This window comes from Chitinophaga arvensicola, from assembly GCF_900110835.1.
Classification (GTDB): Bacteria; Bacteroidota; Bacteroidia; order Chitinophagales; family Chitinophagaceae; genus Chitinophaga; species Chitinophaga arvensicola.
The window spans coordinates 109147-129360 of sequence record NZ_FOJG01000001.1; the positions used below are offsets into that span (position 1 = coordinate 109147).

Consider the following 20214-nt stretch of genomic DNA (forward strand, 5'->3'; position numbering starts at 1 on the left):
CATATGGAGCAGAGGCAAAAACCTGTAGTAAGTGCTGGCTTTACCTATTCACCGCTGGAAGAAACGTTGGATATTCCACAGAAAAATTCCCGTTTGTTTATAGGTATTCCAAAAGAAACATCTTTCCAGGAAAACCGGATTGCCCTTACGCCCGATGCAGTCAGCATTTTAGCGGCACACGGACATCACGTAGTAGTAGAACATAAAGCCGGCGACGGGTCGCATTATTATGACACCGACTATTCAGAAGCCGGGGCAGAAATTGTATACGATAAGAAAGAGGTTTTCAAAGCCGAAATCATCGTTAAATCCGCCCCGCTGAATGATGAAGAAATAGAACTGCTGCATCCCCACCAGATTGTTATCTCTCCTATCCATCTGGCTGCGCTGAAAGCACCACAGGTAGAAAAAATGATGGACAAGCGTATCACGCTGTTATCTTTCGAAAACCTGAAAGACGATGCCGGCACCTACCCTATTGTACGGGCGATGAGTGAAATCGCCGGAGGCGCCTGTATGCTGATCGCCGGACAGTACCTCAGCAACGACAACAAAGGAAAAGGCATCCTCCTCGGTGGAATTACCGGTATCCCGCCTACGAAAGTAGTGATCATAGGCGCAGGTATTGTGGGCGAGTTTGCCGCACGTACAGCACTGGCCCTGGGATCTTCCGTAAAAGTATTTGACAACAATATCTATAAGCTCAAAAGGCTGCAGAACAACATCGGGGTACGTGTATTCACCTCCGTTATTCAGCCCAAAGTACTGGCAGAGCAATTACGCAATGCCGATGTAGCCGTAGGCGCGTTGTCGTCGCAGAGCGGGCGCACCCCCATCGTGGTCAGCGAATCGATGGTCAGCAATATGAAGGCCGGTTCCGTGATTGTAGATGTGAGCATAGACCGGGGCGGTTGCTTTGAAACTTCGGAAATCACCACCCACGAAAACCCCGTGTTTAAAAAGTACGATGTGGTACACTATTGCGTGCCCAACATTCCTTCCGGCTTTGCCCGTACCGCTTCTGAAGCGATCAGCAATGTGCTGATGCCTTTACTGGTAGAAGCGGCCGATGATGGTGGGTTTGAGAACCTGGTTTGGATCAAGCGCGGCGTACGTAACGGTATTTACCTGTACAAAGGCGCCCTGACCAACTACCATTTAAGTGAGAAATTCAAGCTGAAATATACCGACCTGGAATTATTGCTGGCGGTAAAAGGCTAAACGATACAAACTATAAAAAAAGAGCGGCCCTTCCTGATCAGGAAGGGCCGCTCTTTTTATCAGTAATGCTATTATTATACTTCCAGTGTATATCCCATGAAGATAGCCGCGATAATGATAATACCTACCACGATGCGATAGTATCCCCACATTTTGAAACCATATTTCTTCACGGCGCCGATAAAGAACTTAATAGCGCCCAGGGCCACTACAAAGGCTACGATATTGCCGATCAGCAAGAGTTTCAGGTTTTCCGGGTGGGCAATCAGCAGTTCCTTTCCTTTCAGCAGTTTGTAACCAGTGGCGGCGGCCATGGTAGGCACTGCCAGGAAGAAGGAAAACTCTGCGGCCACACTGCGCGACAGCTTCTGTTGCATACCCCCGATGATGGAAGCGGCACTGCGGCTGGTACCAGGAATCAGCGCCAGGCACTGGTAAAAACCAATACGTAATGCGGTAAAAATATCTATTTTTTCTTCTGTCAGGATAGTAGGTTCTTTAAACCAGTTGTCCACAAACAGGAGGATAATACCTCCTACCAGCAGGCTAATACCCACGGTGAGCGGGCTTTCCAGCATAGCGTCGATCTTTTTGCTGAACAGGAAACCCAGGATCAGCGCCGGGATAACGGCTACTGCGAGTTTCAGGTAAAAGTTAAAGCGATTCTTATCGAATACCAGGAATTTTTTCCAATAAAAAACGACTACTGCCAGGATAGCCCCGAGTTGGATCACTACTTCAAACAGCTTGGTAAATTCATCTTTGCTGATCCCGAGCAGCGAGCTTACAATAATCATATGCCCGGTGGAAGAAACCGGCAGGAACTCCGTTAAGCCTTCCACAATGGCGATAATGATTGCCTGAAAAACGTTCATTGAATGTAATATGGTTAAAAGTGAAAAAAAAAGCGATGAGGGATCATCGCTGTTAAAATACTTTTATAGAAATAGTTATGCCTTCGGTTTAGGACGGTGCATGATCGCATATACCTCTATTACCAGGCCGAGTACAATTACGATCGGAGCCAGGGTAATTCTCTGGAAGCTGTACACCTGTTCTGGTTTGAAGCTGTTGGGATCACTGGAATCGCCTCCCATCATGAGGAGGAAACCCAATACAATCACCACAAGACCACCCAGCATAAATTTGAAATTCTCTTTTGGGAAAATAGGGCGGCTGTCGGCCAGTGCATTTTCTGCATCCTTGTTCAAAGCTGTTTTAGCCATAGTGTTTGGTATTATATCTTCAGTTAAAGATTTTAAATTAATACAAATCATCCAGTTTCAGGCGGAGGTATTTCATCACGGAGCGGTGTGTGCTCACCAGGGAAATACTGATCCCGATCAGGATCATACCTATAAACAGGAAGGCGATCATCATGTTGTCACGTAATCCGGCCAGTTCAGGCAGCAGCTTATCAGATACCGACATGATACCGATAAGACCTGCAATGGCAATGGCTGCGGCAATAGCGCCGTTGGCAATACTGCGTAAATCGAAAGGTTTGGCAATAAACCAGCGGGTAGCTCCCACCATTTGCATGGTTTTGATCAGGAAACGGTTGCTGAACATCGCCAGGCGGATGGTATTATCTATCAGGAATATCACCACGAGGCATAATAAACCGCTGATGATCAGGATGATCAATCCGATCCGGTTTACGTTTTCGTTCAGTTTGCTCACCAACATGCGCTGATAGGATATTTCCCGTACAATGCTCTGCTGGGAGAGGTTATTTTCAATGATCTTCAGACTGTCGTTGTTCACATAATTGGCGTTGGCCTTTATGTTAATGCTGCTGTACAGCGGATTATACTGGAGCAGGGTGATGAAATCCTCTCCGAAATCCTTTCTGAACCGTTGCGCTGCCATGTCTTTCGACACATATTCAATTGACTTGATATATGGCTTATGGGCCATGGAGTCGCGCAAGGCGGTAGCCTGTGCCTCTTTCACGTTATCCCGGAGGATCACCTGTATTTCTATGCTTTCCTTAAAATACACGCTCAGCTTATTAGCGTGTATAACCACCAGACCCAATGTGCCCAGTAAAAACAATACCAGTGCTACACCTATGATGGAGTACAGGTAGGATGGTTTCGACTTCTTTGCTGATGATTTCCCGGATTGCGCCATTAATCTGCAGTTTATCGGCGAAAATAATAAAAATTAGTAGTTATGTGTTTAATTTTGCCAACCTGGTCCCGTAATACAATGTTTCGGGGCAACAGAACGGCAATATATAGAGATGTTGGGGAATGACATTGGTGTATTAATGAATTTAACATTATTTTGCTGAACAGGCATTTATTACAATTTTATAAATTATAACTGATAACGCCTTAATGACCGGACGTATTGTTATATCCGGACAATTAAGGTTCATCTACAACAGATATGGAATACAATTTCAGGGCAATCGAAAAAAAGTGGCAACAACAATGGGAGCAATCGCATGCTTACCGTGTGAGCAATGACAGTCCAAAGCCCAAATGTTATGTACTGGACATGTTCCCTTATCCTTCCGGAGCCGGTTTACACGTAGGCCACCCGCTTGGATACATTGCAACAGACATCTATTCAAGATATAAAAGGCTAAAAGGCTTTAACGTACTCCATACCATGGGCTACGATGCTTTTGGTCTGCCTACCGAACAATATGCACTGGAAACGGGTCAGCACCCGGCCGTGACCACCGAACAGAATATCAAAACTTTCCGGGAACAGCTTGATAACATTGGTTTCAGCTACGACTGGGAACGCGAGGTAACGACCAGCGACCCGTCTTATTATAAATGGACCCAGTGGATCTTCCTGCAGATCTTTGAAAGCTGGTATAACCGCAGCAGCCAGAAAGCAGAACCGATTACCACCCTGGTAGCCATTTTTGAGAAATATGGCAATGCCGGCCATATCTGCCCCGGCGACCGGAGCATCCAGTTCACTGCCGCCCAGTGGAACGCCTACAGCGAGAAAGAACAACGGGAAGTGCTGATGCAGTACCGCCTCGCCTACCTGGCCCATGCCGAAGTAAACTGGTGCGCAGCCCTGGGTACCGTTCTCGCCAATGATGAAGTAATCAACGGTGTGAGCGAACGCGGTGGCTTCCCCGTGGTGAAAAAGAAAATGAGCCAGTGGTTCCTGCGTATCACCGAATACGCCAACCGCCTGCTGTCCGGACTGGAAACCGTAGCCTTCAGCGATGCCATGAAAGAAATGCAGCGCAACTGGATCGGTAAAAGCCAGGGCGCTGAAATCAGCTTTGCCGTTAAGAACTCCGCCGAAAAAGTGGAAGTATATACCACCCGCCCCGATACTATCTTTGGCGTGGATTTCATTGTACTGGCTCCCGAACATGAGCTGGTAGCGAAGATCACCACCCCGGAACAACAGGGCGAAATCGACAAATACCTGGAATACGTGCAAAGCCGCTCTGAGCGGGAGCGTATGGCCGATGTAAAACAGATCACCGGCTGCTTCACAGGCGCTTACACCATCAACCCGTTTGATGGCCGCGAAATCCCGGTATGGATTGCGGAATACGTATTGGCCGGCTATGGCACCGGCGCCATCATGGCCGTGCCTTGTGGCGACCAGCGCGACTTTGGCTTCGCCAGACATTTCAATATCCCTATCACCAACATCATCGGCGACGCCTTCAACGGCCAGGAAGCCAATTCCACCAAAGATGCGAAACTGCAGAACAGCGGCTTCCTCGATGGCATGGACATGAAAGCCGCTATGGATGTAGTGATCAGCAAACTGGAAGAAATGGGTATCGGTAAACGCCAGATCAACTACAAAATGCGTGACGCCGGCTTTAGCCGTCAACGCTACTGGGGCGAACCATTCCCGATCGTATACAAAGACGGTGTTCCTTACGCGATGGATGAAAAAGACCTGCCGCTGGAATTACCGCATGTGGAAAACTACAAACCCGGAGAAGAAGGAGAAGGCCCGCTCGCCAATATCACCGACTGGGTAAACGTAGCTCCCGGTGTAAAACGCGAAACCAATACCATGCCCGGCTATGCCGGCAGCAGCTGGTATTTCCTGCGCTACATGGATCCGCATAACAGCCACACCTTTGCAGACCGCAACGCCACCGACTACTGGAACCAGGTAGATGTATACGTAGGCGGTACCGAACATGCCGTAGGCCACCTGCTCTACTCCCGCCTGTGGACCAAAGTATTGTTTGATCTGGGACATATCGGTTTCGATGAACCGTTTAAGTCATTGATCAACCAAGGGATGATCGGAGGTAGCTCCAGACTTGTATACCGCATCCGTGGTACCAACCAGTACGTTTCCCACGGATTAAAAGATCAGTACGAAACAGACGAACTGCACGTAGATGTGAATATCGTGGATGGCCTGGAACTCGATACTGAAGCCATTAAAAAATGGAAACCTGATTTTGCTGATGCTACTTTCATCCTGGAAGATGGTAAATATATCTGTGGGGTGCAGCTGGAAAAAATGAGTAAGCGTTTATTTAATACCGTTAATCCAAACGACCTGGTAGAGAAATACGGCGCTGATACTTTCCGCATGTACGAAATGTTCCTTGGTCCGGTAGAACAGTCCAAACCATGGGATACCAAAGGAATTGAAGGTGTACACCGCTTCCTGAAAAAATTATGGCGCCTGTTTGCAGACGAACAGAAAGGCATCCTGGTAAACGAGCAACCTGCTACACCGGAAGAACTGAAGATCCTGCATAAAACAATTCAGAAAATAGATCACGACACTTCCAGTTTCTCCTACAACACCGCAGTGAGCCAGTTTATGATCTGTGTAAACGAACTCGCTACCCTGCGTTGCCATAAACGTAGTATCCTGGAGCCATTGCTGATACTGCTCACGCCTTATGCGCCTCACCTGTGTGAAGAACTGTGGCAGTATATCGGTCATAACGAAAGCATCCTGAATGCTCCTTTCCCGGTATATGAAGAAAAGTATACCAAAGAAAGCGCGTTCAATTACCCGATTGCGATCAATGGTAAAACCCGCTCTGAAATGGGCTTCTCACTGGATGCCGCTATTCCGGACATCGAGAAGGAAGTACTGGCCAGTGAAGTAGTGCAGAAATGGCTGGAAGGGAAAGCACCGAAGAAAGTGATTATCGTAAAGGGAAAGATGATTAATGTAGTGATTTAACATCTCACCAAAGATAAAAAAAGGGCCACCGGAATATCCTGGTGGCCCTTTTACATTATTTGATCTTATTGAAATCGTTCAGTTCTTTTTTCACGCCTTGCACATTATTCTCAAAATCATGCTCGTATTCCACGTAGATCCTGCCGTTGAATCCCTGGCGCTTTAACTCTTTCACTACTGCCGGGTAATCGATGATCCCCTCTCCTACATTCACATCTTCACCTGCCGCATTAATATCTTTCAGGTGAATTTCCAGGATATGTCCCTGCAGCTTTTTGAGGCAGTCTACTACATCAAGACCGCTTCTGGCCCAATGTCCCAGATCTGCACAGGCGCCGATATTGCGGTGGCCTTTAATGGCCGCCAGCACACTATCCGGATGCCAGTAAATGCTTTCGCCTTTTTTATGTTCGTGGATCGCCACCTTCATCTGATGTCTGCCTGCTACGCTATCGATGGTATGCCACTGATCTTTGGCAGGTTCACAAGTGATAATGCTGCCGCCCAATGCTTTTGCCAGTAAAAAGCGCTGTTCCCATGCTTTGGGATCATCTGCATTTCCCACAAAAAGGGAGGTCATTTTAATGCCTTTTGCATCCAGCAGTTTCCTTGTGCCTTTTATTTCTTCGGGAGATAAGGCATCCAGGTTCTTTGCGTATTTGGCAACCGGCTGCCAGGCAAAGCCCTGTACGTCACGGCATCCGGCGCTATCCGTTTTCGCCAGTGCGGTTTCAAGCGGAAAGAGGTGGAAAGAATACAGGGCAATCCCCATCTTCCAGACGGGCGCCACGGCACTTTTGCCGAAGCATAACAGACTGCAGGCAAGAATAACCGGCAAACAGTAGTAACTGATCTTTTTCATACGTTGTTGTTTTTCCGTGTTAATGTTTTTCAGGGAGTGCAAATGCGACATAGGCATCTCCGTTCTGACCACCCCATTTCGAACCGCCACAGGCGATCACGATGTATTGTTTTCCGTTTAACGAGTATACAGCAGGTGTAGCTACGCCCGGCGCAGGCAGATCTGTTTCCCATAAGACCTTTCCATTGCGCTTGTTAATAGCCCTGAATTTACCATCGGCGGTGGCGCCAATGAAGAGCAGTCCTCCGGCTGTAACTACCGGACCGCCGTAATTTTCCCTGCCGGTTACAGGAATGCCTTTGGCGGTTAATTCCTTGAATTCTCCAAAAGGTATCTGCCATTCGAACTGGCCCGTGTTCAGGTTAATGGCGCTGAGTGTGCCCCATGGCGGCTTTATACCGGGGTATCCCTCTCTCGTTAAAAATTTATTATACCCGGTAAACCCATATAACTCCGGTGGCGCAGCGCTGGTATCGGTTACTTTAAAGGCTGTTTGCTGCTCTGATTTGAGATTCAGGATAAAAGAGGCCAGCGCATCTTTCTGCTCTTTGTTAAACTGGTTAAAACCGGGCATCATCCTTCTGCCGGTAGTTACCAGTTCCAGGAACTTCTGTTTATTATACTTCGTATCCACATTTACAATCGACGGATAATCGCCGCCACCTTTTCTATCGGGTCCATGACAAGCCATGCAATGCTGTGTATAGATCGCTTTACCGGCTTCCATATTGGTAGTGTTCACCTGTGGTTTGGGTTTGTTCTTCACCATGGTAAGCACCCAGGCCATTTCATTGGCGTTGACATACATCATACCCGTTGCCGGATCAAATGCAGGACCACCCCATTCTCCGCCGCCATCATAACCCGGAAGTACCAACGTACCTTCTTCTGAAGGCGGTGTAAATGGCGTACCGGAACGCATCTTCGCAAACCGGGCTTTCAATTCCAGTTGCTCGCTGTCGCTCACTAAATTATTCAGTTCATCGGCTGTTACTGATTGACGGGCAAACGGCTTTGGCAAAGAAGGCACTGGTTGTGTTTCCCATAGTTTTTCCCCTTCTAAAGCGGTATTGGTAGGAAAAGGCGTTTCGTTTATTTCGTATACCGGCTTTCCGGTAGTTCTTTCAAATACAAAAATGAATCCCTGCTTTGTAGTTTGCGCCACCGCTTCTATTTTCTTTCCATCTTTCTCTATCGTTACCAATGCCGGCGGCGTAGGCAGATCGCGGTCCCACACATCATGATGAACCAGTTGATGATGCCATATCTTTTTCCCGGTAAGCGCCTCGAAAGCTATGATACAATTGCCGTACAACCCTGCTCCCAGCCTGCCACCACCATAGAAATCATTCGTTGGATTACCCGTCACTGCAAAGAGAATTCCTCTTTTTTCATCCATACTGAATCCTGCCCAACCATTGGTAGATCCCATGAATTTATAGGCGTTCTTATCTTCCCAGGTTTCATATCCCGGCTCACCCGGATGAGGAATGGTATGAAAAATCCATTGCTGCTTTCCTGTTTTTACATCAAAAGCCATAATATGGCCCGGTGTATTTTCTCCCACCAGTCCACTTACAAAAAACAGGTTTTTATATACCATCACCGGAGATGTGGGCGCAATAAACATCTCTTCTGGTTTATCCTTGCCCAGTTCATACCTCAGATCAATACCCCCATCTTTTCCAAAGGAAGATTCCAGTTTGCCGGTAACGGCATTAACGGAAAACACGATAGGCCCTACGGTGTAGATAATGCGCTTATCTGCTCCTTCTGCCCAGTAAGCAACGCCACGGTTCATGTTCACACTGTTGCGGTGCCATGTTTTATTCATCAAGGAATCTGCCGGATCAAAGCTCCACTTCTCCTGCCCGGTTGCTGCATCAATAGCAAATAATTTGAGCTTTGGGGAAACCCCGTATAAAGTACCGTCAATAATCACCGGATTACACTCCATCGGCCCGAAACGGGTGGCATCGCCTTTTTCTGCATGATATACCCAGGCCACCTGAAGCTGGCTTACATTGGAAGTATCTATCTCCGTAAGACTTGAATAACGGTTATTCATTTTACTCCCCCCGGTTACTTCCCAGGTGGTGCCAGCACTGGGACCGCTGTTGCAGGCTGCCATACCCGCTAACGCATGCGCGATAACGACAACGTGGAATCTGATTGCTTTCATAAATATATATCTCCTAAAGACAATTTAGCTATCCGCAAACTTATTTAACCTTTCCCTTGCATAAAAGAACATGATTTGCCATATTTGATACAATATTTACATTTTTCCATCACTATGCACACTGAAAAAGAATAGCGTATTAATTACACCAGCATGAAAAGTGCCTACCAACAGCTCAATATCCCTGCTGACAGGAGTTTTATCATAAAATCTTACTATCAGCCACAGTTTACGGCGTCGTTCCATTTCCATCATGCGTATGAAGTGATCCTGATCGTTAAAAGCTATGGTAAAATCTATGGGGGTAATAAGATCATGAACTTCCGGGAAGGGGATATTTATTTATTTGGCCCAGGGCTCGGGCACTGCTTCTACAACGACAAATCATTTATAGACACCGGTGAAATGGCACATGCCATCGTGATCCAGTTTACCGAAGACTTTATAGGGAAAGACTTCTTCGATAAACCAGAACTACGGAAAATAAAGAAAATGCTGCAACTGTCGCCGGCAGGCATAAAATTCGATGCCGCTTCTGCTGCCGTAAAAGCATTGTTTTTCCAGTTCCGCGAAAAACAACCCATGCCCAATCTCATCCTGCTTTTACAACTGATGGACGGACTTTCCAGGCAACGGAAAGAAGATCTGCTGTTACTCAATGATACCCCTGGAAAAATCTATTACCATCAACAGGACTCTTCACGGATCGAACTGGTGTTCAAGTATGTGATAGAAAATTTCAAAACGGCGGTCAACAGCAGAACTGCGGCTGCATTGGTTTTCCTCAACGAAGCTGCATTCTGCCGCTATTTTAAAAGACGCACCCGCAAAACATTTTCACAGTTTGTAAATGATGTCAGGATCACACATGCTACCAAATTGCTCCGGGAAAAAGAACACAGCATTGCCGCCATCTGCTATGCCTGCGGCTACAGTAACGTTTCTTATTTCAACCGGCAGTTCAGGCTGCTGCAAGGGAAAACGCCCAAAGCATTCAGGGATGAATTCGCAGAAGGATAAAGCTCAACAAGGGATGTTTCTCATCGCGATGAGAAATGTAATCAACGTAAAAAACATCACGATCCCTGTAGCCATCAGTAAAATTTTGCCCGCCTGCTGATATTTTGTAAAAAGCAGGATCACGCCTGTTACAACAAAACTTCCCGGCATTATCATCAGCACATTTTTTAAATCCAGTGATCCTTCCGGGAAATAGTGAACCGTCAGGCCCAGGCTGGTGAACATGAGAACGGCAATAAGAAGGGCATAAAGAAAAGGTTTCATGGTATATAGTCAAAGGAATAAATAGTAAGTCGCTTATCAGCACATCATGTTATCAACATTTTTTTATCGCAAAGTTCAATGAAAATTCATTCCATTCATCATCATGCCACAGGTAGACAATCCCACCAGTAAAATAATCCCGGACGATAATAACAGCACCTTTCCGAGATGCGCATTATTTGCCACCAGCAGTACAAGTCCCAGGATAAAATATACCGCCACCAGCAGTAACAGGAGGATACCTGCACCTAAAATGCCTTCATCTCCCGTGAGACAGATCAGGAGAAATATCCCCAGGGGAATCAATGTGTACAGCAATACTTCTTTAAATGTTTTATTCATAACAAAGCATTAAACAATGGGCGTAAAAGTACGTTCTTCCTGCAATTGTTTCAGGTAAGCTTCTTTATCATCCCGGTAAAACAGGTTCATGGTTTCGAACGGAATAATGCGCCCATCTTTATGAACAATATGCACGCAGGATTTCTTGATGGCGCGTACGTCGAAATCGTATGCATCGAGGAAGCGCATGATCACGATGCGGAACAGGTTCGTATAGTCGAGACCGGGCGCCTGTACCTGCGGCAGGCAGCAGAGGAGCGATTGCATATCATTCACAGCAGCATCTGTGGAGATACCGGTACTGAATATTTTCAGGATGTGCTGATGCAGTCTTTCGTCCTGCTCATATACGATGGTATTCTTTGAGTTATTCAGTAATACCGCCGGATCTACATAGCGGGTCAGCGGATACACCTGTCCTTCTATTTTCAGGGCGTAAGCCATGGCCAGCGCATCCGGATTACAGGGTACTGGAATAATATCGTTGGCGTTCCAGATAGGTGATTGCTCCAGGATACGCTGACGTACTTCCGTTAACGTGATACGATCTGTTGCCGGATCAAAATCATCGGTTCTGCCGGCCACCTGTACCGGCTGAAAAGTAACGCCTCTTACACAGGGTTGCTGGAGTGCATAGTCGATGATGGCGCCCATTTCATCTTCGTTTATACCGCGTTGCAGGGTTACCACCAGGGTGGTACTGAGATTCACTTCATTCAGGTTTTCAAGTGCCTGCTTTCTTGTATCCGTAAGATCCTTACCCCGCATACGTTCCAGCGCTTCCGGCTTGAAGCTGTCGAACTGAAGATATACTTCAAAATCGGGCATATAGGTGGCGAGGCGGGCAGTAAATTCTTTGTCCTTTGCAATGCGGATACCATTGGTATTGATCATGAGATGCCGGATCGGCTTTGTTTTAGCGATGTCCAGTATTTCAAAGAACTGTGGATGAATAGTAGGTTCTCCGCCGCTGAGTTGAACTACATCCGGCTGACCTTCATTTTCCACGATGATATCCAGCATCTGTTCTATTTCTTCGAGCGTGCGGTGCCGGCCGTAATGTGGCGACGACATCGCATAACAGGTGGGACAGGTCAGGTTGCAGCGGTCTGTTACTTCGATCACACTCAAACAGGAATGTTGTTCATGATCTGCACAGAGGCCACAATCGTAAGGGCAACCGTAATGGGTGCTGGTATTCGTTTTCAGTGGCGCTTCTGAAGGTTTGTTATAGTTGCGGGTATTCTTGTAGTAGTCGATATCTGTGGCGATCAGCACTTTTTCTTTTCCGTGATGCGGGCAATGCTTGATCATGAAAACCTTTTCATCTTCGAAGATCACTTTCGCGTCTACCCGGCGCAGGCAGGTACTACAAATGCTCAGCGTGAAATCGTAATAGGTGTAATTCTTTTCAGGCATATTGTTTTTGAGTTAGTCGTGACGGAAACAAAATAACGGGTGAATAATAGAGCAATCCGGCCAGGCAGGCCAGCTGTATAGATCCCAGCCCAAAGGCGTACCGGTATCCGGGTTTGATAAAATCGAGCCCGAAGCGGAACAACAGGTAGGCAATCATGAAAAGTTTAAACCTCGCCCCGTTGACCAGCGCATAGCGGCGGCCAATGAAAACCAGCATCTGCCATAATAATATTAAAAAAATAATTTCATAGAGAGATACCGGGTGACGGGGAATACCGTCGCCCAGGTTTAAGCCCCATGGCAATGAAGTGGGTAATCCGTAGGTTTCTTCATAAATCCCCATGGAGAAACAGCCGATTCTTCCGATCATCATGGCCAGGATGAGGGGGTAAACGAACAGGTCGCCGGTAGAATGGGTTTCCCCGATCACTTTTTTGATGAGTTCTACGCCTATCAGTCCACCCAGCAAGCCTCCTACAATGGTTTTATTCTGGTAGATGTAAAACAAGAGGTTATCTGCCTGAAAAAGCCCGGGAGGGTTCTCGATGGCACCCAACAGCCGGCTGCCGAACAAAGCGCCGAAAATAGCGCCTATAATGGCCCATATGCGGTTATTACTCTCTATCCGGTCGCCCTGCCGCTTACGCAGGTATAAAAAATAACGGAAGCCGATAAACATACCCAGGGTTTCCGTAACGGCGTGTAGCGGAAGATGTAAGGAAAACAAATCGATATAGACGGGGAACTGCAAAGTACCAGCATTATTGAATACACAAATTAATATTTATATTTAGACGAAAGTCAAGCACTACAAAATATGTTACAGGAGGTATTAAAGAAATATCAGTCCACCTTTAAGCCGGTGATACCGCTTTTGGGCGATCATGAATCCCTGCTGGTAATGGATTTTACGGCTAACAATACGACCCTTACTAAAAACGTACTGCAGGATATCAACCGTTTTTCCAGGTATATCGATAATACCCTGGAGCAGAGCGGTTGCCGGCTGGGCATCGGCGGTTATGCGGAGCACCGTACCATTTACGCGGTCAGCCCTCATTTCGATGCCGGAGAAGAGCCCCGGCGTTTACACCTGGGCATCGACGTATGGGGAGAAACCGGTACGAAGATCTATGCACCGATGAATGCACATGTACACAGCTTCCGCTTCAATGATCATTTCGGTGATTATGGCGCGACCATCATTTTGCAGCATCAACTGGACGGCTATACGTTTTATACGCTGTACGGTCACCTGAGCATTTCCAATCTCCAGGGATTATATGAGAATATGCCCATCACCGCCGGGCAGGCACTGGCGCACTTCGGCACACCCGCTGAAAACGGCGGCTGGCCGCCGCATCTGCACTTTCAGCTGATTGAGGATATGCAGGGCTTCCGGGGCGATTATCCCGGCGTATGCCGCTACAGCGAAAAAGAAAAATACCTGCAAAACTGTCCTGATCCTGATCTGATTCTTCAACTTAACCAGTATACCCACTAAAATAAAAAAGGCTGCCGGCATGCACCGGCAACCCCAGGGTTAATGATTGGTCTTAATGGTTATTTGGAATTCTGTATTAATCCTTCGCTATGCGCCATCGCATTCAATGAAAATGGCATGATCCAGATATGCGATTCCGGCGTAATGGAATAAGTAACTTCTCCTTCCTTCTTGGTAACAGTCGCCTTAAACTGCAGGTCATTATTGAACCTGCGTAAATCCAGGTATACCATACCTGTACCACGGTATTCACATTTAAACTCGCGGCGGATCAATGCAATGGCATCATTCAGATTGGAAGCCGTAACATCCGTATAAAAAGCCGGAATAATACGTTTTCTACGTACGGTGTTTAATGCGCTCATCGCATCGGCGTACTTACCGGCACGGGCCAGGCATTCCGCCTTGATGTAATACATTTCAGGGGTGCGGATACCTGCTGCGTTCACATCGTCCAACCTGCGGTAAGCCCATATTTTTTCTATTCCAAACATCACATTCACATAATTCACTTTCAGGCGGGCATCTCCTTTATCGTACTGTGTAGAGTCGCTATTCCGCAACATCGACAGATACATGCCCTGACTACGCATATACTGACTACCATAATTGAAATTATAGTTTTCCGGATTTTTAAATTCATATCTCGGAATATTAATGGAAGTAGCGCTACCATCCGCTAATACTTTATTCTCATTATAATAATTCACATAGTCGAACAAGGCACTATTCTGTTTCAGCGCTTCTTCTGCAAAGGTGGCAGCGGAAGCATAGTCTTTCATAAATAAGTGTACCCTCGACAACAAAGCATACCCTGCTCCTTTCCCTGCAAAAAACGCATCTACGGGCTTCTCAGGCAGGAAAGGCAACGCCTCATTCAGGTCATTCAGGATAAAGTCATACATCTCTTTTACAGATACCTGTTTCATGGTGGCTTCCATATTATCGGAAGTATTTAAAAACACACCGGGATCGGTAGCTGCCGTAGCCGGGTCGTACATTTTCGCATAGCTGGTAATCAGATAGAAGTACAACATACTTCTGCCTACTTTCGCCTGGGCAATCAAACGATCTTTGTCTGCCTGTGTACCGGTAGTGGCATTCTTTACATTGTTCACCAATACATTGTAAACAAAGATGCCTTTGTAGGCGGCGTTATAACCACCATCATCCACAGTATACTGCACTCTGTCGGATGCTTCCTTCCAGTTAAAATTAATGCTGCTCAGGTTTACCGTGATCTGGGCGCTGGCGAGCAGATAGAAATCGTTGGCGATCATATTCTGCTTATCGTAGTCAAAAACATGTGCATCACTACTTTCTACCAATGCCTGATAGTCTTCAAAAGTTTGCGGGATTTTTTGCCCTTTCGGTACTATTTCCAGGTACTTCTTACAGCTGACAGTGCCTGTTATCACCAATCCGCATAATATAAAATGAATCAATCTTTTCATATACAAATCTTTACAACCAGGTGAATTAAAGTGAAATATTAAATCCAAGATTATAGGTAGGCATAATCGGTAACGTACGACCTGTTCCCATAAGTGAAGTAGCTTCCGGATCAATACCCTGTCCGTTGAATCCTATATAGAACAGGTTATCTGCCTGTAAGCGAATCCTGGCATCAGCAATTTTTACACGCTGTAACCAGCTTTTAGGAAGAGAATAGCTCACTGCCAGGTTTCTTGCTTTGATATAGGAAGCGCTGACAATGTTCTGGCTTCCGTACTGGTAATAACTGTTTCTATAATTGTTGTTGTTCTTGTCGTAGTCCCATGCAATACGTGGTACATTGGTAAACAGTTCGTCACCCGGCTTCTTCCAGGCATTGTTGTTACCAGCTGGCATCACAATATTCGCAAAACCGCTTGTGATATAAGGTACATCCATCCGCATCACATGACCTGCGTTGTAAACAAACAGGAAGGAAAACTGGAATTGCTTATACCTGAAATCATTGATCAACGCACCACTGAATTTAGGTACATAAGTACCGCTGTAATGCACTACATCCGGGGTGCTGATCAGTTTATCTGTCAATTCGCCTTTCTGATTGTAGATCTGGGGATCTCCTTTACTGTTCAATCCTCCGAAATCAAAGCTGTACAAGCTCTTATAAGGATCGCCCTGTAAAAAGTAGCCGCTTACGTTATTCACCAGTTCACCTGTAGTTTTTGGTGAGTAATCTACCCGCGTTACTTTATTTTTATTGAAAGATGAATTGACGGTCACACTCCAGTCAAAATCCCGCTGACGAATCACCTGTCCTTTTAACATCAGTTCGATCCCGGTATTCAGCATAGCGCCGTTATTCACATACGCATTGGTAAAGCCCAATGCAGGGTTGATGGTTACACTGCTTAACAGGTCGTTGCTTAACTTGTGGTACGCATCTACTGAACCGGATAACCTGCTTTTTAATATGCTGAAATCAACACCCACGTTCGTGGTGGTCGTTTTTTCCCAGCGCAGGTTGGGATTTGGAGGATTGCTGATGCCACCGGTTGTATTACCGGTCAGCGTGCTCAGTCCGTAAGAAGCCACCATAAATGGTCCCGCATTCTTTGCCACATTTCCGTTAATACCATACGAAGCCCGGAGTTTCAGGATATCCAGCCAGGAAATATCTTCCATAAACTGCTCTCTGCTCATGATCCAGCTGGCGCCAGCAGACCATAAAGGCCGGTACTGGTAGGTAGGATTAGTCCCAAACAGGTTAGAGAGATCATACCGGATACTTCCATTCAGCATATACTTATTGTTGTAGGTATATGCAGCATTACCGTAAAAGGAAAAATAACGGTTGGTTACCTCCTGCAGGTAAGCCAGTTCTGAGGGAGATAAAGAAGTTGTTTTCCTGTTCAGACCTGTAAAGCGGTTACTGAGTTCCAGCGCGTTTACCGGCATGTAATTCATTGTTAACGGATCATAGCCAAACATCGCCATGTAATCACGGTTGTTTTTCACTTCCCTTGTTTCAGATCCCGCAATAGCTACTACTTCATGCTGTTCGTTAAATGTTTTGCTAAAGTTCAACTGGTTGCGGAACGTATAGGCGCGCAGGTAATCACTGGTATTACGGAGAGAGTTGCCCACAGGCAGTTTATAAACGGTATTGCCTTTGGTATCCAGGGCAGAGAAGGTGTTAAATTTATCACGCATGTAAAACGATGCGGCATCCATTAGCTGTTCTGTTTTCCCACTGTTCTTTTCGTACTGAAACATCACATCGTAGTTCAGCCAGGAAGTGATTTTCGCATTTACCTTTGCATAGGCACGTGTTTTCAGGGAACGTGTATAAATCAGGTTCATGTTCAATTCCTGTTCCGGAATTTTATCGTAGGAAAAGAGTTTGTATTTTTCATACAGGGCTTTGTCATCCGGTGTCTGGCGATTCCTTATTGGCAGGGCATTTCCCTGATCATCATAAATAGATTCAAAAGGCAGCGCTGCATTGATCATATCGCTGGCGGACATTCCCTGGCCACTCGCACCAGGACGGGTAACATCTCCATAATTCAGGTACACTCCTGTAGTCGCCGTCAGCCATTTATTGATGGTTAAAGCGTTGGACAGATTTAAACCAAGCGATTTATTCACATCTTTTTTATCGTATCCCTGTTGGTTAATGAAGGTGGCAGAGAAGTTAAAAGCATTGCCCGCAGTAGCTTTGGCAACAGAGAGATTATACTGCTGATTGGATTTCACCCGCATCAGGTGATCCAGTATCTGTTGGTTGTATATATTCTGATGACGCAACACGTTCAGTTTGGCATCTGCATCTGCCCGTGTCATTTTTCCTTCTGCCACCTGCAACAGGTACTCCATGGCAGGCGTTACCAGGCCGGCGCCTGAACGTATACGTGCGGCTTCCGTCAGGGGCGCGGTTTTAAATGCAGGATCGTTGTCGAAATAATCATAGGTAAGATCCACCATTTCATTGGCGTCTGCCTTATTCAGATAAGACAGATCATATTTCGGTGTGAGGGAAAAGTCACCGGAAAAGGTAACCCTGGCTGGACCTGATTTTGCTTTTTTAGTCGTAATAACGATCACCCCATTTGCCGCCCTGGCACCATAGATAGAGGCGGCTGCTGCATCTTTCAGCACAGTAATATTTTCAATGTCTTCCGGGTTTATATTCGGTACATAATCTCTCAGGTAACCGTTATCATCAAAAGCCGTATTTTCTACCGGGAACCCATCAATAACATACAATGGTGCGCTGGTAGCGTTAAAGGTGCTGGTACCTCTTACATTGATACTGCCTTTGTAGCTTACTACACCAGGCAGTGTACCTTCCAATACCTGCGACAGGCTGGAGATACGGCGCTTTTCGAGATCTGCTGCCTTTACCGTGGAGAAGGCTCCGGTAGCGCGTTCTTTGGATAGGGTCTGGTAACCGGTTACCACTACTTCGCTCAACACTTTGTTCTCCATGACCACCTGCAGCGTATTGCTTTTGCCAAGCGTCATTTTCTTTACTTCCATACCGGAGTAAGAAAATAACAGGGTACCTGTTTCCGCAGGAACGGTGATGATAAAGTATCCGTTATTATCTGTTATGGCCCATTTCTTTTGTCCTTCCAGTTGGATGGTAACGCCCGGAAGAGCGCTACCACTCTGGTCTTTCACTGTTCCATTCACCGTACGGATATCTGTTTCCACGGTGGAAACCCCGCTGGCCGCCGGTGACGACGGTACCAGGTTACTGGCTGGCATATCTTTTTTCTGACGGGCGACAATGGTATAGTGATTTTTATCTACATACAGGAACAACAGTTCACCGGGATACAGGATACTCTTCAGTACATCCTCTACCGGCTTATCTTTCATGGCCTCTACATTAACAGTAGTGGTTTTATTTTTCAATAACACCCCTTCATACATAAAGGTGGTGCCATACAACGCCGTTACTTTATCCAACGCCTCTTTCACCGTAATAGTGGAGGAACGTTTGCCGGCAGTTTGTTTTTGCTGCGCTACAGTACGGGAACTACCCAGTAACAGCACGCATAGGTACAGGAAGCCACACAGGCTTTGTCTGATACAAATCCTCATTGATCTTGGTTTTTGATAATATGTGTTTAATAACCCTGCTGACCGGTACTCTTAAAAGTCAGCGTATCATTACTCTTTTCAATTTTTACATTCAGGATGGCAGATAATTCAAACAGTACATTGTTCACATTTTTCAATGGCAGTACACCATCTATTGTACGGTTGGCGATAGCTGTGTCTTCCAGCATAATGGTAAATCCATATATATCATGCAGTGTATTGATAATGTCTTTTACAGCGGTATGTTGCAATTGCATTTTATGTGCTGTCCATGCCAGCACCATTTCTTTTTTAGCCGGCACTTTTTGTAATCCGCCTACCCCGTCATACACCGCCTGTTCTTCCGGTTGCAGCACCAGCGCGCTTTTCGCTGTAGTTACCTTTACCTTACCTTCTTTCAGGTAGATGACTACCTGCTCTCTTCTTTCCTTTACGTTAAACGTGGTACCCAGTACCTCTATCTGCACTTTCCCTGCGTGTACCGTGAAATGGCCCGCAACGGGCGTTATCCGGTGATGTACGTCGAACAGCGCTTCTCCCTGTAGCCACACTTCTCTTTTTCCATCTTTCCAGTTGTTATAACGTAATTCAGAATGTGCATTCAATACCACCACCGAGGAATCAGGTAAAAGTACCCGGACCTGTTGTCCGTAACCACTAATAACTGTATTCATGCGCTCCGGCCGGAACAGCCACCAGGCGCTGATTGCTATCAGGGGTACTAATACAGCAGCCACCTTATACCAGCGTCTGTTTCGTGTAAGCGGCACCACTCGCGCGGCCTGCAACTCTTCCTGGATCTTTTGCCATACCAACGCTTTCATACCTGCGGGCGGCGTAATCCGTTCCAGGCTGAGAATAGCCTCCAGCGCCGCAATCGCCTGCTGAAATGCTTCTATATTTGGAGGCACACTATCCCTGTAGCCAGTCCAGAATGCCGTGGCAGCTGGCGTGGCATACTTCACCCACTCCTGAAAGAACGCATCTTCCAGGAATTCCTCCTTCGTAAATAAATGATAGTTGCTCTCCAATTATATGTCCATTAGCTCCTCAAAAATCATCACAGGAAAGTAAAAAGGACTTTGCTGCTCCCATACAGAACACAAAGAATTTGCAAAACACCCCACTTTTTTTCAATTATTTTATAATTTTTTAATTAAAACTTATAGAACC

16 protein-coding genes are annotated in these 20214 nt (G+C 46.3%); 4 read left to right on the forward strand and 12 right to left on the reverse strand.

The window, feature by feature from the left end:
• Positions 1-3 precede the first annotated feature (3 nt).
• Positions 4-1221, forward strand: coding sequence for an alanine dehydrogenase (locus BMW79_RS00490; RefSeq protein WP_089889090.1), 1218 nt, complete (start codon positions 4-6; stop codon positions 1219-1221).
• Between the two features lie 74 nt (positions 1222-1295).
• On the opposite strand, the gene BMW79_RS00495 is transcribed toward BMW79_RS00490, so the two are convergent.
• From BMW79_RS00495 to BMW79_RS00505, 3 genes are all read right to left on the reverse strand, one after another.
• Positions 1296-2096: an undecaprenyl-diphosphate phosphatase gene (locus tag BMW79_RS00495; RefSeq protein WP_089889093.1), complete on the reverse strand. Its 801-nt coding sequence runs from the start codon at positions 2094-2096 to the stop codon at positions 1296-1298.
• 75 nt (positions 2097-2171) lie between these two features.
• A complete protein-coding gene (locus BMW79_RS00500; protein ID WP_089889095.1) occupies positions 2172-2447 on the reverse strand; it encodes a DUF3098 domain-containing protein in 276 nt (91 codons plus the stop codon).
• A gap of 37 nt (positions 2448-2484) precedes the next feature.
• Positions 2485-3357, reverse strand: a complete 873-nt coding sequence (locus BMW79_RS00505; RefSeq protein WP_089889097.1) for a cell division protein FtsX — start codon at positions 3355-3357, stop codon at positions 2485-2487.
• 261 nt (positions 3358-3618) lie between these two features.
• Here BMW79_RS00505 and leuS point away from each other — a divergent pair, with 261 nt between their 5' ends.
• Positions 3619-6384 (forward strand): leucine--tRNA ligase, encoded by a 2766-nt coding sequence (gene leuS, locus BMW79_RS00510; protein WP_089889100.1) that lies wholly within the window; start codon positions 3619-3621, stop codon positions 6382-6384.
• A gap of 55 nt (positions 6385-6439) precedes the next feature.
• On the opposite strand, the gene BMW79_RS00515 is transcribed toward leuS, so the two are convergent.
• Positions 6440-7246: a sugar phosphate isomerase/epimerase family protein gene (locus tag BMW79_RS00515; RefSeq protein ID WP_177191998.1), complete on the reverse strand. Its 807-nt coding sequence runs from the start codon at positions 7244-7246 to the stop codon at positions 6440-6442.
• Positions 7247-7265: 19 nt separating this feature from the next.
• Positions 7266-9428 carry an outer membrane protein assembly factor BamB family protein gene (locus BMW79_RS00520; protein WP_089889104.1) on the reverse strand — a complete coding sequence of 721 codons (2163 nt, stop codon included), beginning with the start codon at positions 9426-9428 and terminating at the stop codon, positions 7266-7268.
• 153 nt (positions 9429-9581) lie between these two features.
• Here BMW79_RS00520 and BMW79_RS00525 point away from each other — a divergent pair, with 153 nt between their 5' ends.
• A complete protein-coding gene (locus BMW79_RS00525; RefSeq protein WP_089889106.1) occupies positions 9582-10448 on the forward strand; it encodes an AraC family transcriptional regulator in 867 nt (288 codons plus the stop codon).
• 3 nt (positions 10449-10451) lie between these two features.
• Here BMW79_RS00525 and BMW79_RS00530 read toward each other — a convergent pair whose 3' ends face one another.
• The 4 genes from BMW79_RS00530 to BMW79_RS00545 form a co-directional block, all read right to left on the reverse strand.
• On the reverse strand, positions 10452-10712 hold the full coding sequence (locus tag BMW79_RS00530; RefSeq protein ID WP_143059037.1) for a hypothetical protein: 261 nt from the start codon (positions 10710-10712) through the stop codon (positions 10452-10454).
• 75 nt (positions 10713-10787) lie between these two features.
• Complete coding sequence (locus tag BMW79_RS00535) at positions 10788-11054, reverse strand: hypothetical protein (protein ID WP_089889112.1); 267 nt, start codon at positions 11052-11054, stop codon at positions 10788-10790.
• A 9-nt stretch (positions 11055-11063) separates the two neighbouring features.
• Positions 11064-12473 (reverse strand): radical SAM protein, encoded by a 1410-nt coding sequence (locus tag BMW79_RS00540; RefSeq protein ID WP_089889115.1) that lies wholly within the window; start codon positions 12471-12473, stop codon positions 11064-11066.
• Complete coding sequence (locus tag BMW79_RS00545) at positions 12466-13224, reverse strand: prolipoprotein diacylglyceryl transferase (RefSeq protein WP_089889118.1); 759 nt, start codon at positions 13222-13224, stop codon at positions 12466-12468. The genes BMW79_RS00540 and BMW79_RS00545 overlap by 8 nt, the downstream gene beginning before the upstream one ends.
• A gap of 66 nt (positions 13225-13290) precedes the next feature.
• Here BMW79_RS00545 and BMW79_RS00550 point away from each other — a divergent pair, with 66 nt between their 5' ends.
• Positions 13291-13977, forward strand: a complete 687-nt coding sequence (locus BMW79_RS00550) for a peptidoglycan DD-metalloendopeptidase family protein (protein ID WP_089889121.1) — start codon at positions 13291-13293, stop codon at positions 13975-13977.
• Between the two features lie 59 nt (positions 13978-14036).
• Here the strand turns inward: BMW79_RS00550 and BMW79_RS00555 are convergent, their stop codons facing one another.
• The 3 genes from BMW79_RS00555 to BMW79_RS00565 are packed head-to-tail and all read right to left on the reverse strand — an operon-like array spanning position 14037 to position 20072.
• Complete coding sequence (locus BMW79_RS00555) at positions 14037-15431, reverse strand: RagB/SusD family nutrient uptake outer membrane protein (RefSeq protein WP_089889123.1); 1395 nt, start codon at positions 15429-15431, stop codon at positions 14037-14039.
• A 25-nt stretch (positions 15432-15456) separates the two neighbouring features.
• On the reverse strand, positions 15457-19041 hold the full coding sequence (locus BMW79_RS00560) for a SusC/RagA family TonB-linked outer membrane protein (RefSeq protein WP_089889127.1): 3585 nt from the start codon (positions 19039-19041) through the stop codon (positions 15457-15459).
• Positions 19042-19067: 26 nt separating this feature from the next.
• Positions 19068-20072 (reverse strand): FecR family protein, encoded by a 1005-nt coding sequence (locus BMW79_RS00565; protein WP_089889131.1) that lies wholly within the window; start codon positions 20070-20072, stop codon positions 19068-19070.
• Positions 20073-20214: the final 142 nt, after the last annotated feature.